12 protein-coding genes are annotated in these 18,831 nt (G+C 67.8%); 6 read left to right on the top strand and 6 right to left on the bottom strand.

Annotated features, from left to right (window positions below):
- Window positions 1-144 precede the first annotated feature (144 nt).
- Window positions 145-1,059, top strand: a complete 915-nt coding sequence (locus tag AB0I77_RS30470) for a hypothetical protein (protein ID WP_363285942.1) — start codon at window positions 145-147, stop codon at window positions 1,057-1,059.
- Window positions 1,060-1,089: 30 nt separating this feature from the next.
- On the opposite strand, the gene AB0I77_RS30475 is transcribed toward AB0I77_RS30470, so the two are convergent.
- Both AB0I77_RS30475 and AB0I77_RS30480 read right to left on the bottom strand, forming a co-directional pair.
- The gene (locus AB0I77_RS30475) at window positions 1,090-2,103 is read right to left on the bottom strand and encodes a hypothetical protein (protein ID WP_363286090.1); all 1,014 of its coding nucleotides are present in this window, start codon (window positions 2,101-2,103) and stop codon (window positions 1,090-1,092) included.
- A 50-nt stretch (window positions 2,104-2,153) separates the two neighbouring features.
- Window positions 2,154-2,633 carry a hypothetical protein gene (locus AB0I77_RS30480; RefSeq protein ID WP_363285943.1) on the bottom strand — a complete coding sequence of 160 codons (480 nt, stop codon included), beginning with the start codon at window positions 2,631-2,633 and terminating at the stop codon, window positions 2,154-2,156.
- A 426-nt stretch (window positions 2,634-3,059) separates the two neighbouring features.
- Here AB0I77_RS30480 and AB0I77_RS30485 point away from each other — a divergent pair, with 426 nt between their 5' ends.
- Window positions 3,060-7,649, top strand: a complete 4,590-nt coding sequence (locus AB0I77_RS30485) for an RHS repeat-associated core domain-containing protein (RefSeq protein WP_363285944.1) — start codon at window positions 3,060-3,062, stop codon at window positions 7,647-7,649.
- Window positions 7,650-8,687: 1,038 nt separating this feature from the next.
- Here AB0I77_RS30485 and AB0I77_RS30490 read toward each other — a convergent pair.
- The 3 genes from AB0I77_RS30490 to AB0I77_RS30500 all read right to left on the bottom strand — a co-directional run bounded on the left by AB0I77_RS30490 (window position 8,688) and on the right by AB0I77_RS30500 (window position 11,547).
- Window positions 8,688-9,365, bottom strand: coding sequence for a hypothetical protein (locus AB0I77_RS30490; RefSeq protein ID WP_363285945.1), 678 nt, complete (start codon window positions 9,363-9,365; stop codon window positions 8,688-8,690).
- Between the two features lie 405 nt (window positions 9,366-9,770).
- Window positions 9,771-10,793 (bottom strand): hypothetical protein, encoded by a 1,023-nt coding sequence (locus AB0I77_RS30495; protein ID WP_363285946.1) that lies wholly within the window; start codon window positions 10,791-10,793, stop codon window positions 9,771-9,773.
- 85 nt (window positions 10,794-10,878) lie between these two features.
- Window positions 10,879-11,547, bottom strand: coding sequence for a hypothetical protein (locus tag AB0I77_RS30500; protein ID WP_363285947.1), 669 nt, complete (start codon window positions 11,545-11,547; stop codon window positions 10,879-10,881).
- A gap of 348 nt (window positions 11,548-11,895) precedes the next feature.
- Between AB0I77_RS30500 and AB0I77_RS30505 the strand changes: the two genes are divergently transcribed.
- From AB0I77_RS30505 to AB0I77_RS30520, 4 genes are all read left to right on the top strand, one after another.
- A complete protein-coding gene (locus AB0I77_RS30505) occupies window positions 11,896-14,910 on the top strand; it encodes a BTAD domain-containing putative transcriptional regulator (protein WP_363285948.1) in 3,015 nt (1,004 codons plus the stop codon).
- A 7-nt stretch (window positions 14,911-14,917) separates the two neighbouring features.
- Window positions 14,918-15,727 carry an A24 family peptidase gene (locus AB0I77_RS30510; protein WP_363285949.1) on the top strand — a complete coding sequence of 270 codons (810 nt, stop codon included), beginning with the start codon at window positions 14,918-14,920 and terminating at the stop codon, window positions 15,725-15,727.
- Between the two features lie 123 nt (window positions 15,728-15,850).
- Window positions 15,851-17,050 (top strand): cyclic dehypoxanthinyl futalosine synthase, encoded by a 1,200-nt coding sequence (gene mqnC / locus AB0I77_RS30515; RefSeq protein WP_363285950.1) that lies wholly within the window; start codon window positions 15,851-15,853, stop codon window positions 17,048-17,050.
- Between the two features lie 13 nt (window positions 17,051-17,063).
- Window positions 17,064-17,681 (top strand): hypothetical protein, encoded by a 618-nt coding sequence (locus AB0I77_RS30520; protein WP_363285951.1) that lies wholly within the window; start codon window positions 17,064-17,066, stop codon window positions 17,679-17,681.
- A gap of 30 nt (window positions 17,682-17,711) precedes the next feature.
- On the opposite strand, the gene AB0I77_RS30525 is transcribed toward AB0I77_RS30520, so the two are convergent.
- Window positions 17,712-18,764, bottom strand: coding sequence for a chitinase (locus AB0I77_RS30525; protein ID WP_363285952.1), 1,053 nt, complete (start codon window positions 18,762-18,764; stop codon window positions 17,712-17,714).
- Window positions 18,765-18,831 lie beyond the last annotated feature (67 nt).

Raw genomic sequence — 18,831 nt, forward strand, 5'->3', positions numbered from 1 at the left:
CGTTGCGGTTAACGCCGCACGACGGGTTCGGGAGGAGGCCGCTGGGAAAAGGCCCAGCCCCACAGGCTGGAACCTCGCCCGGCGGCCCACCTCACCCTTGTCGAGGCGTAGCGCGTTGATCGCATCGTAAGGAGAGGAGAGCTGATGGTCGGCTCGTCGCACGAGGCGCTGCACCGGATCTTCCAGAAGGACCCGGCGCTGCTGACCCGTGCAATGCAGGGTGTGCTCAATGTCCCGTTCCCGGAGCCGCGTGAGTTCGTGGCTCTGAATGTGGACCTGACGGAGATCGAGCCGATCGAGCGGCGCGTGGACACGCTGATGGGGGTGGAGACGGACGAGGGGAGGTACCTCCTGGTCGTCGAGTCGCAAGGGCAGCCGGACCCGCGCAAGCGCGGAAGCTGGCCGTACTACCTCTCGTATCTGTACGAGAAGTACCGTTGCGATCCGGTGCTCGTCGTCATCACCCAGGACAGTGGCACCGCCCGTTGGGCGGCTGAGCCCATCCGGTTCGGATTCCCCGGCTGGGAGTCGATGAAGGTACGGCCGCTGGTGCTGAGTCCGGACAACGTGCCGCTGATCGTGGACGAGCGGGAGGCCAAGCGGGATGTTCCGCTCGCGGTGTTGTCGGCGATGACGCATGGCAAGGGGCCGGGTGCCGCCGTCATACTGGAATCTCTGGCAGTGGCTCTGCGGACCGTCGATTCCGAGAGCGCAGCGGCCTTCGCGGCTTTCGTCGATTCATGCCTGGGTGATGCCCGGGCGAAGGAGATCTGGAGGGACCTGATGGCGCCGACCCAATACTTCTTCCGGCACCCGCTGGCCGAGCAGGTGCGCGAAGAAGGCCGTGAAGAAGGGCGGGAAGAAGGGCGGGAAGAAGGCCGAATCGAAGATCGCGCGGAGATGACCCTGCGCATTCTGGAATGGCGAGGCATCGCGGTCCCGGATTTGGTCCGTGACCGTGTGAAGACGTGCTCCGATCTGGACCAGCTCGAGGTGTGGGCTCAGCGAGCGGTCCATGCCACGAAGGCGGAGGACCTCTTCGCCGACGGCACGATCTGATCCGGGTGGGCCGTCGGCGACTCGGCCGGCTCAGCGGTTGATGGCCTGGATCTCCTGGACGTTCATGTCCTGGGTCGTGTCGAAGGTGCCGTCCGGGAGGCCGCCGTTCGCGCCACCCGTGCCTTCCCATGAGATCTGCCAGGTGACGCTGGCCTTCAGGTGGTACGGCGTGCCGTTCGTGGCGTGGAGGTATGTGACGCCGCACGGCGGGGTCTTTCCGGCGTCGCCCTTCTCGTACGGCGTGCCGATGCTGCCGTCGTCGTTGATCGTGCAGTCGCCCGATGCGGGGTAGGTCTTGGCGTCCTCCGTGCCCGGATCCAGGTGGAGGGCGACCGGCTTGGCGGTCGTCACGGCATAGAGGTTGGTGCGGGGGAGTTCGGCGCGGACTTTGATCTCCCGGAAGGCGCCCTTGTCCAGCCAGGCCCAAGTGGGCAGGTTCACCGTGGACTTGGTGGTGGGCTTCAGCTTGATCTCGGTGTCGGGAACTTCTACCTTGTTGTAGGCGTACTCGGCGAGCATCTTGGGCGTGGGGGCGTGGGCGACCTTCGGTATCACGTTGGCGTCCTGCCAGAACATGATCTTGCCGCAGTCCCAGGACTCGGGATCGCTCTCGTCAGGGGCGACGCTGCGCCAGAAGTAGCCGTCCTTGCCGATGTTGTAGTTCTTGTAGCCCTCGGCGGTGCTGGACTCGTCGTCGAAGTTGGTGTCCGGTTTCCCGTCCCGGTAGTGGTCCGTCCACAGTTCCTTGCCGTACCAGGACTCATGGATACCCACGTCTCCGTTGCCGCCTGTCCGGTCCACGAAGCCCTTCAGCTCCTGGCCGGTGAAGACAGGCTCGTACCAGCAGGCCGGGGGCTTCCAGTTGACGTCCACGGAGGAGAGGTTGCCGCGCTTGCCCCCGGTGGGGCCACTCACCTGGCGGACCTTGATCTGCGAGTAGGTGGCGGAGGCGTAGATGTCCTTGCCTTTCCTGCCGCCGGAGGCCGGGGGGCTGCCGACACCCGGGGTGTCATTCGCGTGGGCGGTGCCGCTGCCGATCAACATCAGAGCGCCGATGGCAGCCGAAGCCAGGCCGCGGGCGAGCGCAGGCCTCCTCACTTCTGGCACTCCTTCGCCCTCTCCTTGACCTCCACAACCGAGGCCTTCCAGGCCTTGGAGGAGCCGGTCGGCGGATACATGAGCAGCTGGTACTTCACGTAACTGTCGGCGTTCTCCTCCGTGTAGAGGATCTTGCCGGTCTTGATCTCCTTGCTGTAGGACTTGCCCTGGTTTCGGCAGAAGGTGACGAGTTCGCGCTTGCCCCCGCTCAGCGTGGTGACGCCCGCGTCGTAGTACTTGTCCGTCCCCGTGACGGTCCAGTGCCCCTTCACCCAGGCCTGGATCTGCGACTTGGCGTACTGCGCAGCCTGACCGTTCGAGTAGTACTGGTACGCAGGGTCGTTCGGATCCTGCTTGGAGATGCCGTGTTTCAGCGCCCGGATGTAGTTCTGCGCATCGGAAAGCGCCGACGCCTGCTTGGCATCGGACGGCTTGTCGAAGTCGAAGATCAGCTTGAAGTCCTTCGGCACGCTCAAGTCGGGACCGTCACCGTCTGCCGCCGCGGACGCAGAAGCCGACGCAGACGGGCTACTCGACCCTGTGTCCGCCCCTTTGATGTCGTCCGACGACTTGTCGTCACTCCCACCACAGGCAGTGAGCAGAAGCGCCGCCGTCGCGGTGAACGCGGCGGCGGTGGTGGTCAGGGCGTGGCGGGCCACGGACGTCCCCCTCGGGATTGGCATGTGTGTACAGCAGCGAATGAAGGTATCAGGGGTGGGTGAAGAGGCCACGGGGGCCATTGGGTGGATTGTGCGGAGGTCATGAGCCGTCCGCCGCAGCTGCACCGAGCCTGAGGTCGAGGTCGCCTCGCAATGACGTTGAGATTCCGGTTCGCTGGTTGATGTTTCCCTCGAACGGCTGTGCCTTGTAGGTTCACGTGTGCATACGGTTGTTGGTGATCCGTGGGTGACGGGGGACGGGTGATGGCGGGCTACCGGCCGCGGGATTGGCATGTGCTGGATCTGGAGAAGGATCCGACGCCGGGTGATCCGGACCGGGTGCGATATCTGGCGCGGGTGCTGCACGATTTCGCCGACGATGTCTCCGAGGCGTTGCGTCTGGTCAAGGGCATGGCCGAGGACGACGTGGCCCTGGAGTGGGCGGGCAAGTCCGCTGCGGTGTTCAAGGAGCAGTTCTCCGGGGTTCCGAAGAATCTGAAGAAGCTGAAGAAGTCGTACGAGTTGTGCGGTGACGCGCTGGCGGCGTACTGGCCCAAGCTGGAACGCGCCCAGGCGCTCGCGGACAAGGCACTCGCCAAGGGCAGGGAAGCACGGGATGACCTCTCCTCCGCCCAGTCGCGGTTGGTGTCGGCGGACTCGTGGGTGACGCGGGCCGGCAAGGAAGCCGACAAGTACAAGGACGACCCGACCGGCAGTAAGAGCAGCACAGAGAAGCCGGATGAGGCGAAGGTCCGCGCCGCCACCCGCGATGTCCAGCACGCCCAAAGCGCCCACACCAAGGCGCAGTCGGACGTCACCGGTGCGCAGGATGCGCTGGACGCGGCGAAGAAGATGGCGGCGGATGCGCGGACGATGCGTGAGGAGGCGGCGCGGGAGGCGAAGTCGAAGATCGATGAGGCCTCCGATGCGGGCATTCAGAACCGGTCGTGGTGGGAGGAGGTCGGGGACTGGTTCGAGGACAACTGGGACACGATCGTCACCGTCTGCAAGGTGGTCGTGGCCGTCCTCGGGATTGTCGCGATGATTATCGGGGGGCCGATCCTCGGGGCGATCGTGCTGGTGGCGGCGCTGGTCGTGCTCGCGGACACGCTCTACAAATACTCAAAAGGCCAGGCATCGCTCTGGGATGTGGGGTTCGCGGCGCTGGACTGCATCCCGGGCATGAAGGGGCTGACCACGCTCGGCGGACTCGCCAAGGGTCTCAAGGGTGGCGCGGCCGCGGTGAAGGGCCTCAAGGGCGGCATGAAGGGCATGTCCCTCGCGGTCCGCGGGCTCGGCAAGAATGCCCGGGGGATGCTCGCCGACGGGGCCAAGGGCGCCTACGACCGGCTGGCGAGCGTCGTCCGCCGCGGTGGCAGCGACCCCGTCGACATGGCCACCGGCAAAATGTTCCTCCCGCAGAGCGACGTGGAACTTCCGGGACTGCTTCCCCTGGTCTTCGAACGCCGGGTGGAATCGGGATACGCAACGGGCTGGTGGTTCGGACCCACCTGGGCCTCCACCATCGACCAACGCCTCGAAACGGACGAGAACGGCGTCGTCTTCGTCACCGAGGACGGCTTGCTCCTCGCCTATCCGCACCCGGACAGGCCGAACTCACCGGTGCTGCCGCACACCGGCCCGCGCTGGCCCTTGTCCCGGCTGGACGACGGCGGCTACACCGTGACCGACCCCGTCACCGGGCACACCCGCCGCTTCGCGACCCCCTCCGACGGACTGGCCCCGCTGGAGCGGATATCCGACCGCAACGGCCACACCATCGACTTCCACTACGACACGGCCGGTACTCCCACCGACATCCGGCACTCCGGCGGCTACCACCTGAAGCTCACCGCCGAGGACGGCCGTATCACCGCGCTGGCCCTGGCAGGTGCGGCAGAGGACGGCTCGGACGTCACCATCAAGCGGTACGGCTACACCGACGGCAACCTCACCGAGGTCGTCAACTCCTCGAATCTCCCGCTTCGTTTCACCTACGACGAGCGGCTGCGCATCACCTCGTGGACTGACACCAACGACAGCCGCTACGAGTACACCTACGACGCGCAGGACCGTTGCATCGCCGAGGGCGGCGAGGCCGGCCACATCGCCATCACCCTCGACTACGACGGTATCGACCCCGCCTGGCCCGACTGCCGCGTCACCACCCTCACCACCGCCGAAGGCGCGGCAAGCCGGTTCGTGATCAACGACCACAGCCAGGTCGTCGCGGAGATCGATGCCAACGGCGGCACCACACGCACCGAGTACGACCACAACCACCACGTCGTCTCCCGGACGGACGCCCTCGGTCACACCACCCGATTCACCAACGACACGACAGGGCGGCCCCTCACCGCCACGCACCCGGACGGTGAGGTGACCCGCTACACGTACAACGATCTCGGACGTCCCACCACCATCACCCTGGCCGAGGGGTCCAGCCTGCTGAGCGCATACGACGAGCGCGGCAACCGCACCGCCGTCACGGACGCGGCAGGCGCCACCATTCGATACGCGTACGACGACTCCGGCCGGCTGACGGCCGTCACCGACGCACTCGGCGCGACCACGAGCGTGCGCTGCACCGCCGCCGGCCTGGTGGCCGAGCTGACCGATCCGCTGGACAGCCACCTGACCGCACAGCACGACGCCTTCGGCCGGGTCGCCGTCATCACGGATCCTCTGGGAGCGCAGACACGCCGCTGGTGGACCGTGGAGGGCCGGCTCGCTCGCCTGATCGGGCCGGACGGGGCGGAACAGTCGTGGGTGTACGACGGCGAAGGCAACTGCATCCGCCACACGGATGCGGGCGGCGGCGTCTCCAGCTACGAGTACACCCACTTCGACCTGCTGACCGCACGGACCGGGCCCGACGGAGTCCGGTACGAGTTCGAGCACGACGCCTCGCTACGACTGACCAAGGTCACGGCGCCGCACGGTCTGACCTGGGAGTACGAATACGACCCGGCCGGCCGGCTGGTCGCGGAGACCGACTTCGACGACCGTCGGGTCACGTACACGCGCGATGCGGCGGGCCGCGTGGTGGCACGCACGAATCCGCTGGGGCAGTCGGTCGCCTACGACTACGACGCCCTGGGCCGATTGGCCTCCAAGAACGTGGACGGCGCGGTCACCAGGTACGAGTACGACAGCGTGGGCAGGAGACTGCGCGCCACGAGCCCCGACAGCGAGATGGTGTGGGAGCGGGACGAGACGGGCAGGCCCGTTGCCGAGACGGTCAACGGCCGTACGCTGTCGTTCCGTTACGACGCGGCGGGCCGACGCACCGAGCGGACGACACCCACCGGCGCCCGCGCCGCCTACGGCTACGACGCGGCGGGCCACACCACCTCACTGATCACCTCCGGTCACGCCCTGGCCTTCACCTACGACGCCGCCGGCCGCGAGATTTCCCGCCTGATCGGCGACTCCCTCAGCCTTGGCCAGGGCTGGGACACGGCGGGCCGGCTGACGGACCAGACCGTGACGGCGACGCAGGGCACGGTCCAGCGCCGCTCCTATGCCTTCCGTCCGGACAACTCCCTCGTCGGCATCGACGATCCCTCGCACGGCGAGATCGATCTCGACCTCGACGACGCCGGCCGTGTGACCGGGATCAGCGCTCGCGACTGGGCCGAGACCTACGCCTACGACGCGGCAGGCAACCAGACCCGGGCAGCCTGGCCAGGACGCCACCCAGGCCAGGATGCACAGGGCGACCGCGAGTACACCGGCAACCGCCTCACGCAGGCCGGCTCCGTGCGATACGAGTACGACAGGGCTGGGCGCATCGTGCTGCGCCGCAAGACCCGCCTGTCGCGCAAGCCCGACGTCTGGCGGTACGAGTGGGACGCTGAGGACCGCCTCACCTCAGTGACCACTCCGGACGGCACCATGTGGTGCTACCGCTACGACCCCTTCGGCCGCCGCACAGCCAAACAGCGCCTGGCCGCCGACGGCGTGACGGTCGTGGAGGAAACCCACTTCACCTGGGACGGCCCCAACGTCACCGAGCAGACCACCACGGCTCTCGACCTGCCGCACCCGGTGACGCTCACCTGGGACCACGACGGCCTGTTCCCCGTGGCCCAGACCGAACGCCTCACCAACCAGGCCACCCAAGAGGACATCGACTCCCGCTTCTTCGCCATCGTCACCGACCTCGTCGGCACCCCCACGGAACTCGTCGACGAGACCGGAAACATCGCCTGGCGCTCACGCAGAACCCTCTGGGGCGTCACCACGTGGCAGGCGGACAGCACGGCTTACACGCCCCTGCGGTTTCCCGGCCAGTACCACGACCATGAAACTGGCCTACATTACAACTACTTTCGGCACTATGATCCGGAGACCGGTCGCTACCTGAGCTCTGACCCACTCGGCTTGGAGCCCGCACCGAATCCCAGCACCTACGTAAACAACCCCCACACACGGTCAGATCCACTTGGTCTTTCTCCGTACCCCAACGAGCATCTTGCCGACCTGCCAGTTCACTCTCGCTACGATAGGTTTTACGTCAGGGCTGGTGAGTTGGTCGACAATAGAATTGCCAGTCATCCGCTGACTGAGGCGCAGATGTACGGAGGAGAGATGGCCGGACATGGTGGAGTCAGAAATCTTCCAAATGAAGACCTGACGAGGTTTGGTGGACCTCAAGGGAATGATCCGATCAGTGGGTACCGCGACTGGGCGCCGGGTGATTCGACACGTTTCCCGGGGTCCCAAATACACATCACTGGAGGACATCATAGGACGGCAGAAATAGTTCGACGTATCGGAGCTGGAGAAATGGATCCGAGCCTCCTCATAGAATTTGCAATTCGAGGGTGATGGGCATGCCACAGGTGCTTTTGCGGAAATCGCAGAATCTGATCGCCGACGTCATCAATGCTGGTGAGTCCGGAGCTAAGAAGACTTGGGTTTGTGTCAGGGTCGGGAGTAGGGGCGGCGGCAAAGGGTGGCTCGGCTGTTGGTCCAGGGAGCGTGTGCCGTTCGAAGTTGAGGACGTAGAGGACGTAAAGGCATTCCTCCATGAATTGTCCGATTTCCTTGAAGGTCGAGTAGTAACGAGCTCAGAAGGCGATGCATTGACTGAGTACTTCTTCCGAAAAGGATGGGAAACGTGGGGGCCGGGGACTCCGGAGCCTCTTCATCCTGTGGCTGTGCATCCGTCTCCCGATGGCGAATCCACGTGTCGGATTCAAGACCTCCGGATGGGCAGTTGAAGGGAGATCGTCGGTCGATCGTTTATGAATACGTCGGGCCCGTTGAAATAAAGGAGCGAGTTCAATTCGGCACGAGTGTTCGAATTGAATCCGAAGGAGACCTTGACTTGTTTCTCGCCGATCGCAGTCGCGAGGAATTGAGCGAATCTTTCACGTTCGTCGTAGACACATTTGGGTTTCTGCGTCTCGCGCCCCGGAGATCCGAGCACGTAGCATGCGCCGACGGACGTCCCGTTCTTGCTGCAGGTGAGATCGGTTTTTCTCGGGCAGAGACGAGTGGGCGATGGGCGGCTGAAATGGTCAGTAATCAGTCGACAGGGTACTGTCCAGGGATCGATTCCTGGGCGGCGGTTGCAAGGAGTCTCGACAGGGCAGGTGTAGAACATGGGACCGGGTACACTCACCCGATCGTCTTCCGCTGTTGCCGATACTGCCATGGCTGGAACATCGTAAGAGACTCATTCTTTGTCTGTGTTTTCTGCGGCAACGATCTGCCGGGCGAACCGGAAAACTGATGGCGCTGGCCCCTAGGACGAGGACAGCCGCGCCCAGGAAAGCGGCGAGGGTCTGCTGGGTATCGACGACCTCGCCGTAGATCGTTACGGTCGTGGCGTCAGGCGGACGAGTCGCATTGCCAGGCGTGTCATCCGTGTGTGACGGTCCTGTCCATCCACGGCCTCAGGCCCCGCTGCGCAACCCGCAGCACCTCATCCGGGGGCAGCTCATCGGCTCGTTCGATCAGAACGAGACCCCAGTCCTTCCGGCCGACTGTGCCAAGTGTCACCGCACGCTCGCGCAGCAGGTACTTCACCGCCGACGCGACGTCAGCCACTGGAGGGCTTACCTCGTACCCGGCGAGTTTTCCGACATACCCCTCGAGCCACCCTGCCCCTTCTCTGCTCGCGGCTCGGGACAACGCGGTCTCGGCATTCCCGTCGAGGAAGACCATGACCGGGCAGATCGGTGCGAGCACCTCGGTGAGGTCAGCCATGAACGCGTCGATCGTCTCTTCGCGGTGGCCCATGGCCAGCAGCGTCGGCACGAACGGCACCAGCGCGTCCGCGATCACCATGTCATCGCCGCTCGCCACAACCGAATCAACGAACTGCGCCGTTGCCGCGATCAACGTCCCCAGCTCGACCCTGCCTGTTGCCTGGAACTCCTCAGCTACCGAAGTGAATTGTGGCCGGGTCAGGATCTCTTGCTCGCGAAAGTGGTCCACCCGCAGCCCCGTATCGGCCAGCCATTGGGACAGTCCGGCACACAGCGTCGACTTGCCTACCCCGGGAGATGCTCCCCACACCGTGATCAGAACCGTCATGGTTGCCGAGCCTAAGGCGTTGACCTACGTGGTGATTGCTGGCCGCCCCGGCCCCCGCGTAGAACTGGTACGAGGGATCCTCCGAGTCATGTTCGGCGATGCCGTGATTCAGCGCTCGGATGTAATTCGCGGCATCTTTGAGCGCTGCTGATTCGTCCGCGTCCAACGGCTTGTCGAAAGCGAAGATCAGGTCCAGATCCTTGAGGACCATCACGTCCGGCCGGTCCGCGTCGGCCGACGCCGGCGGCCGACGCCGACGGACTGCTCGACCCCGTGTCCGCCCCTTGGTGTCGTCCGACGATGAGTCGTCGCGCCCGCCGCACGCGGTCAGGAGCAGTGCAGTTGAGGCCGTGACCACGGCGACGGTGGCCGGATAGCGGCGGGCTACGGACGTGAGCTCCTACCTCACTTCGAGTCCGTCATCCCGTACTCGCGGGCGATCACTGCGGGCTTCCCGGACTTCGGCAGGGTGGCGAGGGCCATGCCCTGGAAGGTGTCGGTGACGAGGGCTCGCTTTTCGGGGTTGTAGACGGACTCCTCCTCGCTCGGGGTTAGTTGGAAGCTGCTCATGTACTGCGGCTTGAGCAGGGTTTCCTGGGTGTGGGCGGTCGGGATGACCGCGAGTACGCCGCCGTCGGCCAGCCGCAGCGCGTATGTGTCCTTGTGCGCCGGGGGCTTGGCGAAGTACTTCTTGGTCGACCAGCGGGAGATTTTCCCCTTGTCGCGGTCGTTGTAGAGCTTGAGGGAGTCCTTGGCCGCCTGCGTGGTCCGGGAGAGCGTGGCGCCGGCCTTCTTGCCGCCGGTCTCGAAGAAGTCCTCGAACGCCGCGCTCACGTCGTTCGGGGCCATGGAGCCGACGCGGGTGGCGGGGTCCACGGCGGTGGCGAGGCCGTTGTCGTCGGTGGCGATCTTCGGGAGCGGTGCGTCGTCGGTGTAGACGGCGGACATCAGCTTCCAGGCGCCGCCCTCCTTGTCGAAGACGAGCAGAGCCGGATCCTTCGAGCCGCTGGCGGTGGCCTTGACCGCGAACCAGTCCTCGTCGGCCGGGATGTAGTACTCCCGCGACTGGTAGGAGAAGGGCTTCTCGTAGTCGCTCTGGTCCGCCTTCGTCCAGGTGCTGAAGGTCTTGTAGTCCGCCTTGCTCTGCTCGTGGACCTGACCGCCCTCGACCGTGGCCAGCAGTTTCTCGTTCTGCGCCTTGTTCGCCTTGTTGTTGACGGTCACGTAGGTGTCGACGATCTTCGCCGCCTGCGCACGCGTCACCGCACCCTTGGGTGCGGTGCTCGCCGAGGCGCTGGTGTCGGCTCCCGCCTTCTCATCCGTGCTGCCGCTGCACGCGGTGAGTGCGGTGACCGACGTCATGCCGAGTACGAAGAGGGCTGTGCGGGTGGTTCGTGCGGTGCGTATCCGGTGGGGGTGGGGTCTCATGGCGGGTGCGTGTCTCCTCGTAGAAAAGGTCGTAGAAAAGCTCGTAGAAAAGTTCGTAGAAAAAGGGGGAAAGGGGGGGCGGGCCTCATGCCTCGCGGCACTCCTTGGCTTCACCCCTGACCTCGATGACCCGCGTCGTCCAGACCGCCGAGGCGGAGGCGGACGGAGGGAACATGAGCAGGGTGAATTTCTGGTAACTGGCCAGGCTGTCCTCGGTGTAGAGGATCTTCCCCGTCTTGATTTCCTTGCCGTAGAACTTGGCCTGGTCCCGGCAGAAGGTGACGAGGACGCGCTTGCCGTCGCTCAGCGTGGTGACGTTCTCGTCGTAGTACTTGTCCGTGCCCGTGGGGGCCCAGCCACCTTTTACCCAGGCCTGGATCTGCGTCTTCGCGTACCGCGCGGCCTGGCCGGTCGAGTAGTACTGGTACGCCGGGTCGTTCGGGTCCTGTTCGGCGAAACCGTGGTTCAGCGCTCGGATGTAGTTCTCCGCGTTGGCGAGTGCCGCCGCGTGCTTCGCCTCGGACGGCTCGTCGAAGTCGAAGACCTGGTGCAGGTCCCTCGGGGCGCTGACATCCGGGGCACCCGCGGCATCCGGGCGGCCGACTGCCGCTTCCGCTGATCCCGGCGCCGAAGGGCTGGTGCCTGCGTCCCTGGCGTCAGTCGAATCAGCCGAACCCGTCTCGCTCCCGCCGCACGCGGTGAGCAAGAGCGCCGCCGTCGTGGCAAGCGCGGTGGCCATGGTGCGGCGGGCCACAGTTGATCTCCCCCGAGTTCGATGTGTGCGACGGGGAACGAAGCTATCAGGGGCATCCAGAGGCCGCTTGAGGGGCCGCGAGGGGATTGTGTGGGGAATGTGAGGAGCGCTGCGTGACAGCTGTTCGTGGCGTGGACGCTCGTAGCGCAAGAAGGATCAACGCAAAAGGCAATTCAGGCCTAGGGGGCACCCGGTGAGGAAACGGTCAGGTGTGGGCTACCTGCCCCTCGCCTCAGCCTCCCCGCCCCCTGTCTCAGCTTCGACGCCGTACATAAGATCTCTGTAGGCTCACTACGCCCCTTACCCTCGTCTCTTTTCTCCCTCCACACACGACCCAGGACACCCGCCATGTCGCGACGCCGCACTTCAAGCTCGACGGGAAGCTCGACGGGCAACTCGACGGGCAATCCGACGGGCAACCCGACGGCCCCCAGGAATCGGACCCCGCAGCCCGTGCGCATACGGCGGCGGTCGTTCGGGGACTTCGTCAAGGCGTTCTTCGCGTTTGTGGCGTTGCTCGTGCTGGTCGTGGGTGTGCCGGGTGCGCTCGCCGTGCTCATCGGATGGCCGTTGCCGAACGGTGTGCCCAGCCTGGACTGGCTCCAGCGGGAGATCACCGTTCAGACGTTCCTGCACATCCTCACCGTCATCGTCTGGCTGGCCTGGGCGCAGTTCACCGCCTGTGTGCTCGTCGAGGTGAAGGCCGCGCTGTCCGGGGTCGGGGTGCCGGGGCGGGTGCCGGGCGGCGGGCCCAGCCAGTTGCTCGCGCGGCAGCTCGTCGCCGCGCTGTTGCTCGTCGGTGCCACGGCGGCCAGCCTCACGCCGGGGCTGTCGCAGCTCGGGCACAGCATGGAGGGGAACCAGAAGCCCTCCGTCGCCGCCGCGCAGCAGACCCCCGGGCTGTTCGCGCAGCAGCAGGAGCAGGCCGCCAATGCCGCGGCCGCCCTCGCCGAGCAGGCGTCCAACGTGGCCGCGCACGCCGACGCCGGCGGCCACACCGCCAAGGCCGACGACACGAAGTACTACCGGATCCAGCCGCCCGAGGGACGCCACCACGACTCCCTCTGGGAGATCTCCGAGCGGCACCTCGGTGACGGGCGCCGGTACAAGGAGATCCTCCAGCTCAACAAGGACCGGGTCCAGCCCGACGGGTCCCGCTTGACCGAGGCCAGTCTGATCCGGCCCGGCTGGATCATGGAGATGCCGGGCGACGCACGCGGCGGCGATCTCGTCGAGATGCCCGACGCGGCGCCCAGCGTCTCGCCCGAAGTGCAGCAGCAGATCCACGAATACGCCCAGACCGGGGATCACGCCCAGGGCGGCGGGCACGCACAAGGCGCCTCGCAGGTCTCCCTGCCCGAGCAGCGGCCCGGCCCCGACCAGCACCAGCAGCAGGGACAGAACCAGAACCAGAACCAGACCCAGCAGCACGGGCAGCAGGCCGCCGGTAACACCGCCGAGTCCAGCAGCAGTTCCTTCGGTCTTCCCGAAGCCCTCCTCGGCGCCCCCCTCCTCGCCGCCGGCCTCCTCCTCGCCCTCGGCCGCCGGCGCCGGCAGGCGCTGTGGCAGTCGGCGCTCGGTGCCGTCGGCGGGCGGCGCGGCATGGAGCCGCCCACGCCGACCGGAGCCGCCCAGGACGTCCAGGACGCGCTGCTCGTCGGCGCCGACCCCGAAGGCGTACGACTGCTCGACCGGTCCCTGCGCGGACTCGCCGCTTCTCTCGCCGCCGAGTCGCGTCCGCTGCCCACCGTCTACGCCACCTGGCTCGGCGGCAACGGCGATCTGCACCTCCAGCTCGCCCAGCCCTCCGGCAAGCCGCCGGCGCCGTGGCAGCTCGGGCAGGACCAGACGTTCTGGATGCTGGCCCGCACCGACGCCGAGCGGTACGACGAGGTCGACACCGCCGCCCCGTACCCCGGCCTCGTCAGCCTCGGCACCATGGACGACTCGCGGCTGCTGCTCAACCTGGAGGCCGTCCCCGGCATCGTCTCGCTGAGCGGCCGGGAGGCCGACCGGGCCGCCGTCTTCGCGTCCGTCGCCGCCGAACTCGCCACCAACGGCTGGTCCGACCGTATGACGATCACGCTCGTCGGCTTCGGGGAGGACCTCACTCCCCTCGCGCCCAACCGGCTGCGGCACCTCGACGGCATCGAGGACCTGATCGAGACCATGGAGGCCGAGACCCGGCAGCGGCGCGGGGCGCTCGGCGCCGCCGGGCACGACTCCGTGCTCACCGGCCGTACCGGGCCCGCCCAGCACACCCGTTGGGCCCCGCACCTCGTGCTGCTCGCCGCCCAGCCGTCCGCCGAGAACGCGGTCAAGCTCGCCGAACTCGCCGCCGACGCCTCCCGCCTGGGCATCGGCTACCTCGTCGGCACCGAGACCGGCGATCTGCCCGGCGCCGCCTGGGAGATGGAGATCACCGGCGAGGGCAAGCTGCTCGCCCCGCTCCTCGGGCTCGAGCTGGACGCCCAGATGCTGCCGGTGGCCCAGCAGCGGGCGGTCGTCGAGCTGTTCGTCGAGGCCGACCCCGAGCGCGAGTTGGACGGGCCGACGAACACCCCGCCCTTCCTCGTCGACATCAGCGAGCAGGGGCGGCCCGCGGTCTACGCCCGCCTCGTGGGGTCGTACGAGATCATCGGCCTGGAGACCCCGGACGGCGAGCGCAGCCCGCTGCTGCACGAGGCGCTCGCGCTGTTGCTGCTGCACCGGGAGGGCGTGCACCCGCGTGTGCTGTCCTCCGCGCTGTGGCCGCGCGGCGTCACCGACGACGTGCGGGACGCGCTCGTCGAGCGGCTGCGCGCCTGGCTCGGCGCCGACCCGGACGGCACCCCGCGCCTGTCCACCGACACGACCGGGCGGCTGGTGCTCGCCAAGTCCGTCGTCTCCGACCTCGACGTGCTGCGCTCCCTCTACTACGAGGCCACGCAGGGCAGGGGCATCGACAACCGTGCCGTGCGCGGGCGCCTGCTCACCGACGCGCTGGTGCTGGTGCGCGGGCCGCTCCTCTCCGACCGGCCCGAGGGCCGCTACCGCTGGCTCACCCACGAGATCATCGACGCCCAACTCCCGCTGCTCGTCGCCGACATCGGGCTCGCGCTGTCCGCGTTCCACCTCGAGAAGAACCGCGCGGAGAGGGCCATCGAGGCGCTGAACGCGGCGCTGAATTCGGCGCCGGGCGACGAGCGCCTGTGGCACGAGCTGCTGCGCGCCACCCACGCCACCGGCGACACCGACCGGCTCCAGGCCCTCGCCGCCGACCTCGTCGCCCGCAGCGGGGCCCGAGGCCTGCCGCCGCGCACGGAGGCGCTGCTCGACGAGCTGCTGCCGACGTGGCGGGGCGGCGTCGCCGCGGTGGGATGACCGTCGGATGACTGGGCTGGTGATCGCCGTAGCTGCGTTGTGGGGCGCGGCGACAGGGGTGTTGGTGCCGCGCGCGGCCTACCGGTTCTCCGTTCCGGCGGGGGAGGAGGGCTGGCGGGAGCGGTGTCCGGGCGGGCATCCGATTCGCGGACCGATCCGGGGGTGGATCGGGCCGGCGCGATGCCGGGCGTGCGCGGACGGTGCCGTAACCGCCGTAACCGCCGTAACCGCCGTAACGACGGACGACGCCGACACCGCCGTAGCAAAGAAGAGTTACGGCCCCAGCGCCCCCCTCCTCGCCCTCGTCACCGCCCTCCTGTGTGCCGGCCTCGCCGCCGCCACCGGCACCCGTCCCGAGATCGGGGTCTGGCTGCTGATCGCGCCCGTCGGTGTGCTGCTGGCCGTCGTCGACTTCCGGGTGAAGCGGCTGCCCGATGTGCTGACCCTGCCGCTCGCCGCCGCCGTACTCGCGCTGCTGGGGGTGGTCGCGCTGGTGCCGGAGCACGCGGGGGACTGGGTGACCGCGCTGCTGGCCTCCCTCGCCCTCGGCGCCGGGTACTTCGTGCTGTGGCTCATCAACCCCGGCGGCATGGGCTTCGGCGATGTGAAGCTCGCGCTGGGGACGGGTGCCGCGCTGGGCTGGTACGGCTGGCCGACGGTCATGCTCGGCACCTTCGCCGGGTTCCTGCTCGGGGCGCTGTACGGCGGCGCCCTCCTCGTCGCGCGGCGCGCCGGACGCAAGACGGCCATCCCGTTCGGGCCGTTCCTGATCGCGGGGGCGTATGTCGGGCTGCTGATCGGGGCGTACGCCGCCTGAGGTCGGTCGCGTGAAACGGCTGGCGTAGGCTGGTTCGGACCGCCCACCCGTCTCCCACCACCGCCCTTCCAACGAGCGCTTCGCGCCCCCCTTCCTTATTCCTTGACGAAAGGGACTGCCCCGGTGACCGAGAAGGCCGACCTTCAGTCCGTCCTCGACCGTGCCGCCGCGGGTGGGCGCATCAGTCCCGAGGAAGCGCTCGACCTCTACCGCGACGCCCCGTTGCACGCGCTGGGCGCCGCCGCCGACGCCGTACGCCGCCGCAGGTACGCGGGCACCGAGCACATCGCGACGTACATCATCGAGCGCAACATCAACTACACGAACGTGTGCGTCACGGCGTGCAAGTTCTGCGCCTTCTACGCGGCTCCCAAGGACACGGCCAAGGGCTGGAGCCGGGACCTGGACGACATCCTGCGGCGCTGCGCGGAGACCGTCGAGCTCGGCGGGACGCAGATCATGTTCCAGGGCGGTCACCACCCGGACTACGGCGTCGAGTACTACGAGAAGCACTTCGCCGCCATCAAGCAGGCCTTCCCGCAGCTGGTCATCCACAGCCTGGGGGCGTCCGAGGTCGAGCACATGGCCCGGATCTCCAAGGTGAGTGTCGAGGAGGCGATCCAGCGCATTCACGCCGCCGGTCTCGACTCCTTCGCCGGCGCCGGTGCCGAGCTGCTGCCCGAGCGGCCGCGCAAGGCCATCGCCCCGCTGAAGGAGTCCGGCGAGCGGTGGCTGGAGATCATGGAGACCGCGCACCGGCTGGGTGTCGAGTCCACCTCCACCATGCTCATGGGCACCGGCGAGACCAACGCCGAGCGCATCGAGCACCTCCGGATGATCCGGGACGTGCAGGACCGGACGGGCGGCTTCCGCGCCTTCATCCCGTACACGTACCAGCCGGAGAACAACCACCTGAAGGGCCGTACCCAGGCGACGCTCTTCGAGTACCTGCGGATGATCGCCATCGCGCGGCTGTTCATGGACAACATCGCCCACATCCAGGGTTCGTGGCTGACCACCGGCAAGGAGGTCGGCCAGCTGTCGCTGCACTACGGCGCCGACGACCTCGGCTCGATCATGCTGGAGGAGAACGTCGTCTCCTCGGCCGGTGCCAAGCACCGCTCCAACCGGATGGAGATCATCGACCTGATCCGCAAGGCGGGCCGGGTGCCGGCCCAGCGGGCGACGACGTACGAGCACCTCGTCGTCCACGACGACCCGGCCAACGACCCCGTCGACGAGCGGGTGATGTCCCACATCTCGTCGACGGCCATCGCGGGCGGCACGGCTCATCCGGAGCTGAAGCTGCTCGCGTCCAACTGACGTACACGTACGCATGCTGACGATTCACGCCGACTCCAAGGGCCGGGCGTTCGCCGTCAAGGGCGCGTGGGTCGCCGACGCCGGGGCGCTGGAGGATCTCGTCGCCGCGCATCCGCGGGCGCGGGTGCGGAAGTGGCCCGGCCTCCTCACGCCCGGACTCGTCAATATGCACGGCACGGAGCTGCTGGAGGAGGCGTACCACCCGGATCCGCGCGAGGCCGACGAACTGGGCACCGAGCCGCTGACCGGGGACGCGCTTGCGGCGCTCGTCGCGACGGGCGCCCTGACCGACGCCCGCTGGGGCGCGAGCGCCCGGCGCGGGGTGCAGCGGATGCTGGCCCACGGCACGGTCGTGGCGGCCTGCGAGGAGGTGCGCAACCGCGCGGTGCGGGACGCCGTGCACCGCTCCGGACTGGGGGTCATGGGTCGCCTGGGGCGTCCCGGCGGAGTGGCCGCGCTCGATCCCTACGCCTCGGGGTGGCCGGTGGAGTTCGCGCCCGACCTGGAGCGGGGCTATGCCGCCCGGTTCGCCGTGTTCGACGTACGGGACGAGGCGGAGCTGGCGGAACGGGGGGCGGGTGTGTGCGTGGCCACGGTGGTGGGCGGGCGGTTGGTGTACCGGCGCAGGTAGCTTGACTTCCACACAGCCCTTCAGTTCCGCTCAGCCCGCGAAGGTCGTCGCGAACGCACCCGAACCCTGCGTCACCCCACTGCAGTCGGCCGCCGCATCGTCGGACGCGGCGGCAGCGCCCTCGCACTGCCGGTCGCGGAGCGTCGACCACATGGACACCCAGGCGACCTCCTTCTCCTCGGCGAACGTCCGCACCTGGGCCGCGTCTAAGAGCGTGAAGGTCTCGCCGGCGACATCGTTGACGCCGATCATCGAGGTCAGCGCCATGCCCCGCCAGGCGCCCGCGTCGGACAGCCCGAACACCTTCTTCAGCTGGGCGTGGGCGGCCTTGGCGGCGCTGAGCGCGTAGGTGCCCATGTCGCCGTCGTACGACTCGCCGTAGTTCATCGTCATGAGGTTGACCGTGGAGACCTGCGCGTCGTGCTCGTCGGCGGACTTCAGCAGGGCCAGGCTGTCGGCGTTGAAGCCGGACGGCATGACCGGGAGCGTGAAGGACACCTCGAGGTCGGGACGTTCCTGTTGCAGCGCCGCGATCGCCTTGGAACGCAGGTCGACGGAGCCTGAGTCGGCCAGCTCGTCGCCCTCGATGTCGAAGTCGGCCTGGGTGGAGCCGGCCGCGTCCAGTGCCTTGCCGTACGCCGCGGCCAGCTCGGACGCGCTGTCGCAGCTCGCCGCCAGCTCCTCGCCGGACGCCCCGCCGAAAGAGACGCGGACCGTGGCGTCGTCCTGTGCGAGCCGCGCGATACGGGACTTCACCGCGGAGTCGCCGATGGCGTCGGTGCCGTTCCACCGAGGTGTGCAGCCGCTGCCGTCGGAGATCACGAAGGCCAGGTTGTACGTCGTCGGGGAGCCGGCGGAGTCGTTGCCGGACGCGTCCGTGGCACTGACGTACGGGGCGTAGGCGGTGGTGGACGCGGCCGCCTCGCTGGGAGACGCGCCGGGGGGCGCGGTGGACTGCGTGGGTGTCGTGGGTGCCGCGGCCGCCGCGTCCGAGGTGTCCACGTCGGACTCCGCGGAACACCCCGCGGTGGCCAGGGCGAACAGGCAGGTGAGACCGGCTGTCGGCTTCAGTAGACGCCTCATTGAGGTAAGCACCCGCTCTCGTGGTTTCTGTTTCAGGGGCACGGACTCCGGAAGCAAAAGGACGTCC

Origin of the sequence: Streptomyces sp. NPDC050619 (genome assembly GCF_040654815.1) — a bacterium.
GTDB lineage: Bacteria > Actinomycetota > Actinomycetes > Streptomycetales > Streptomycetaceae > Streptomyces.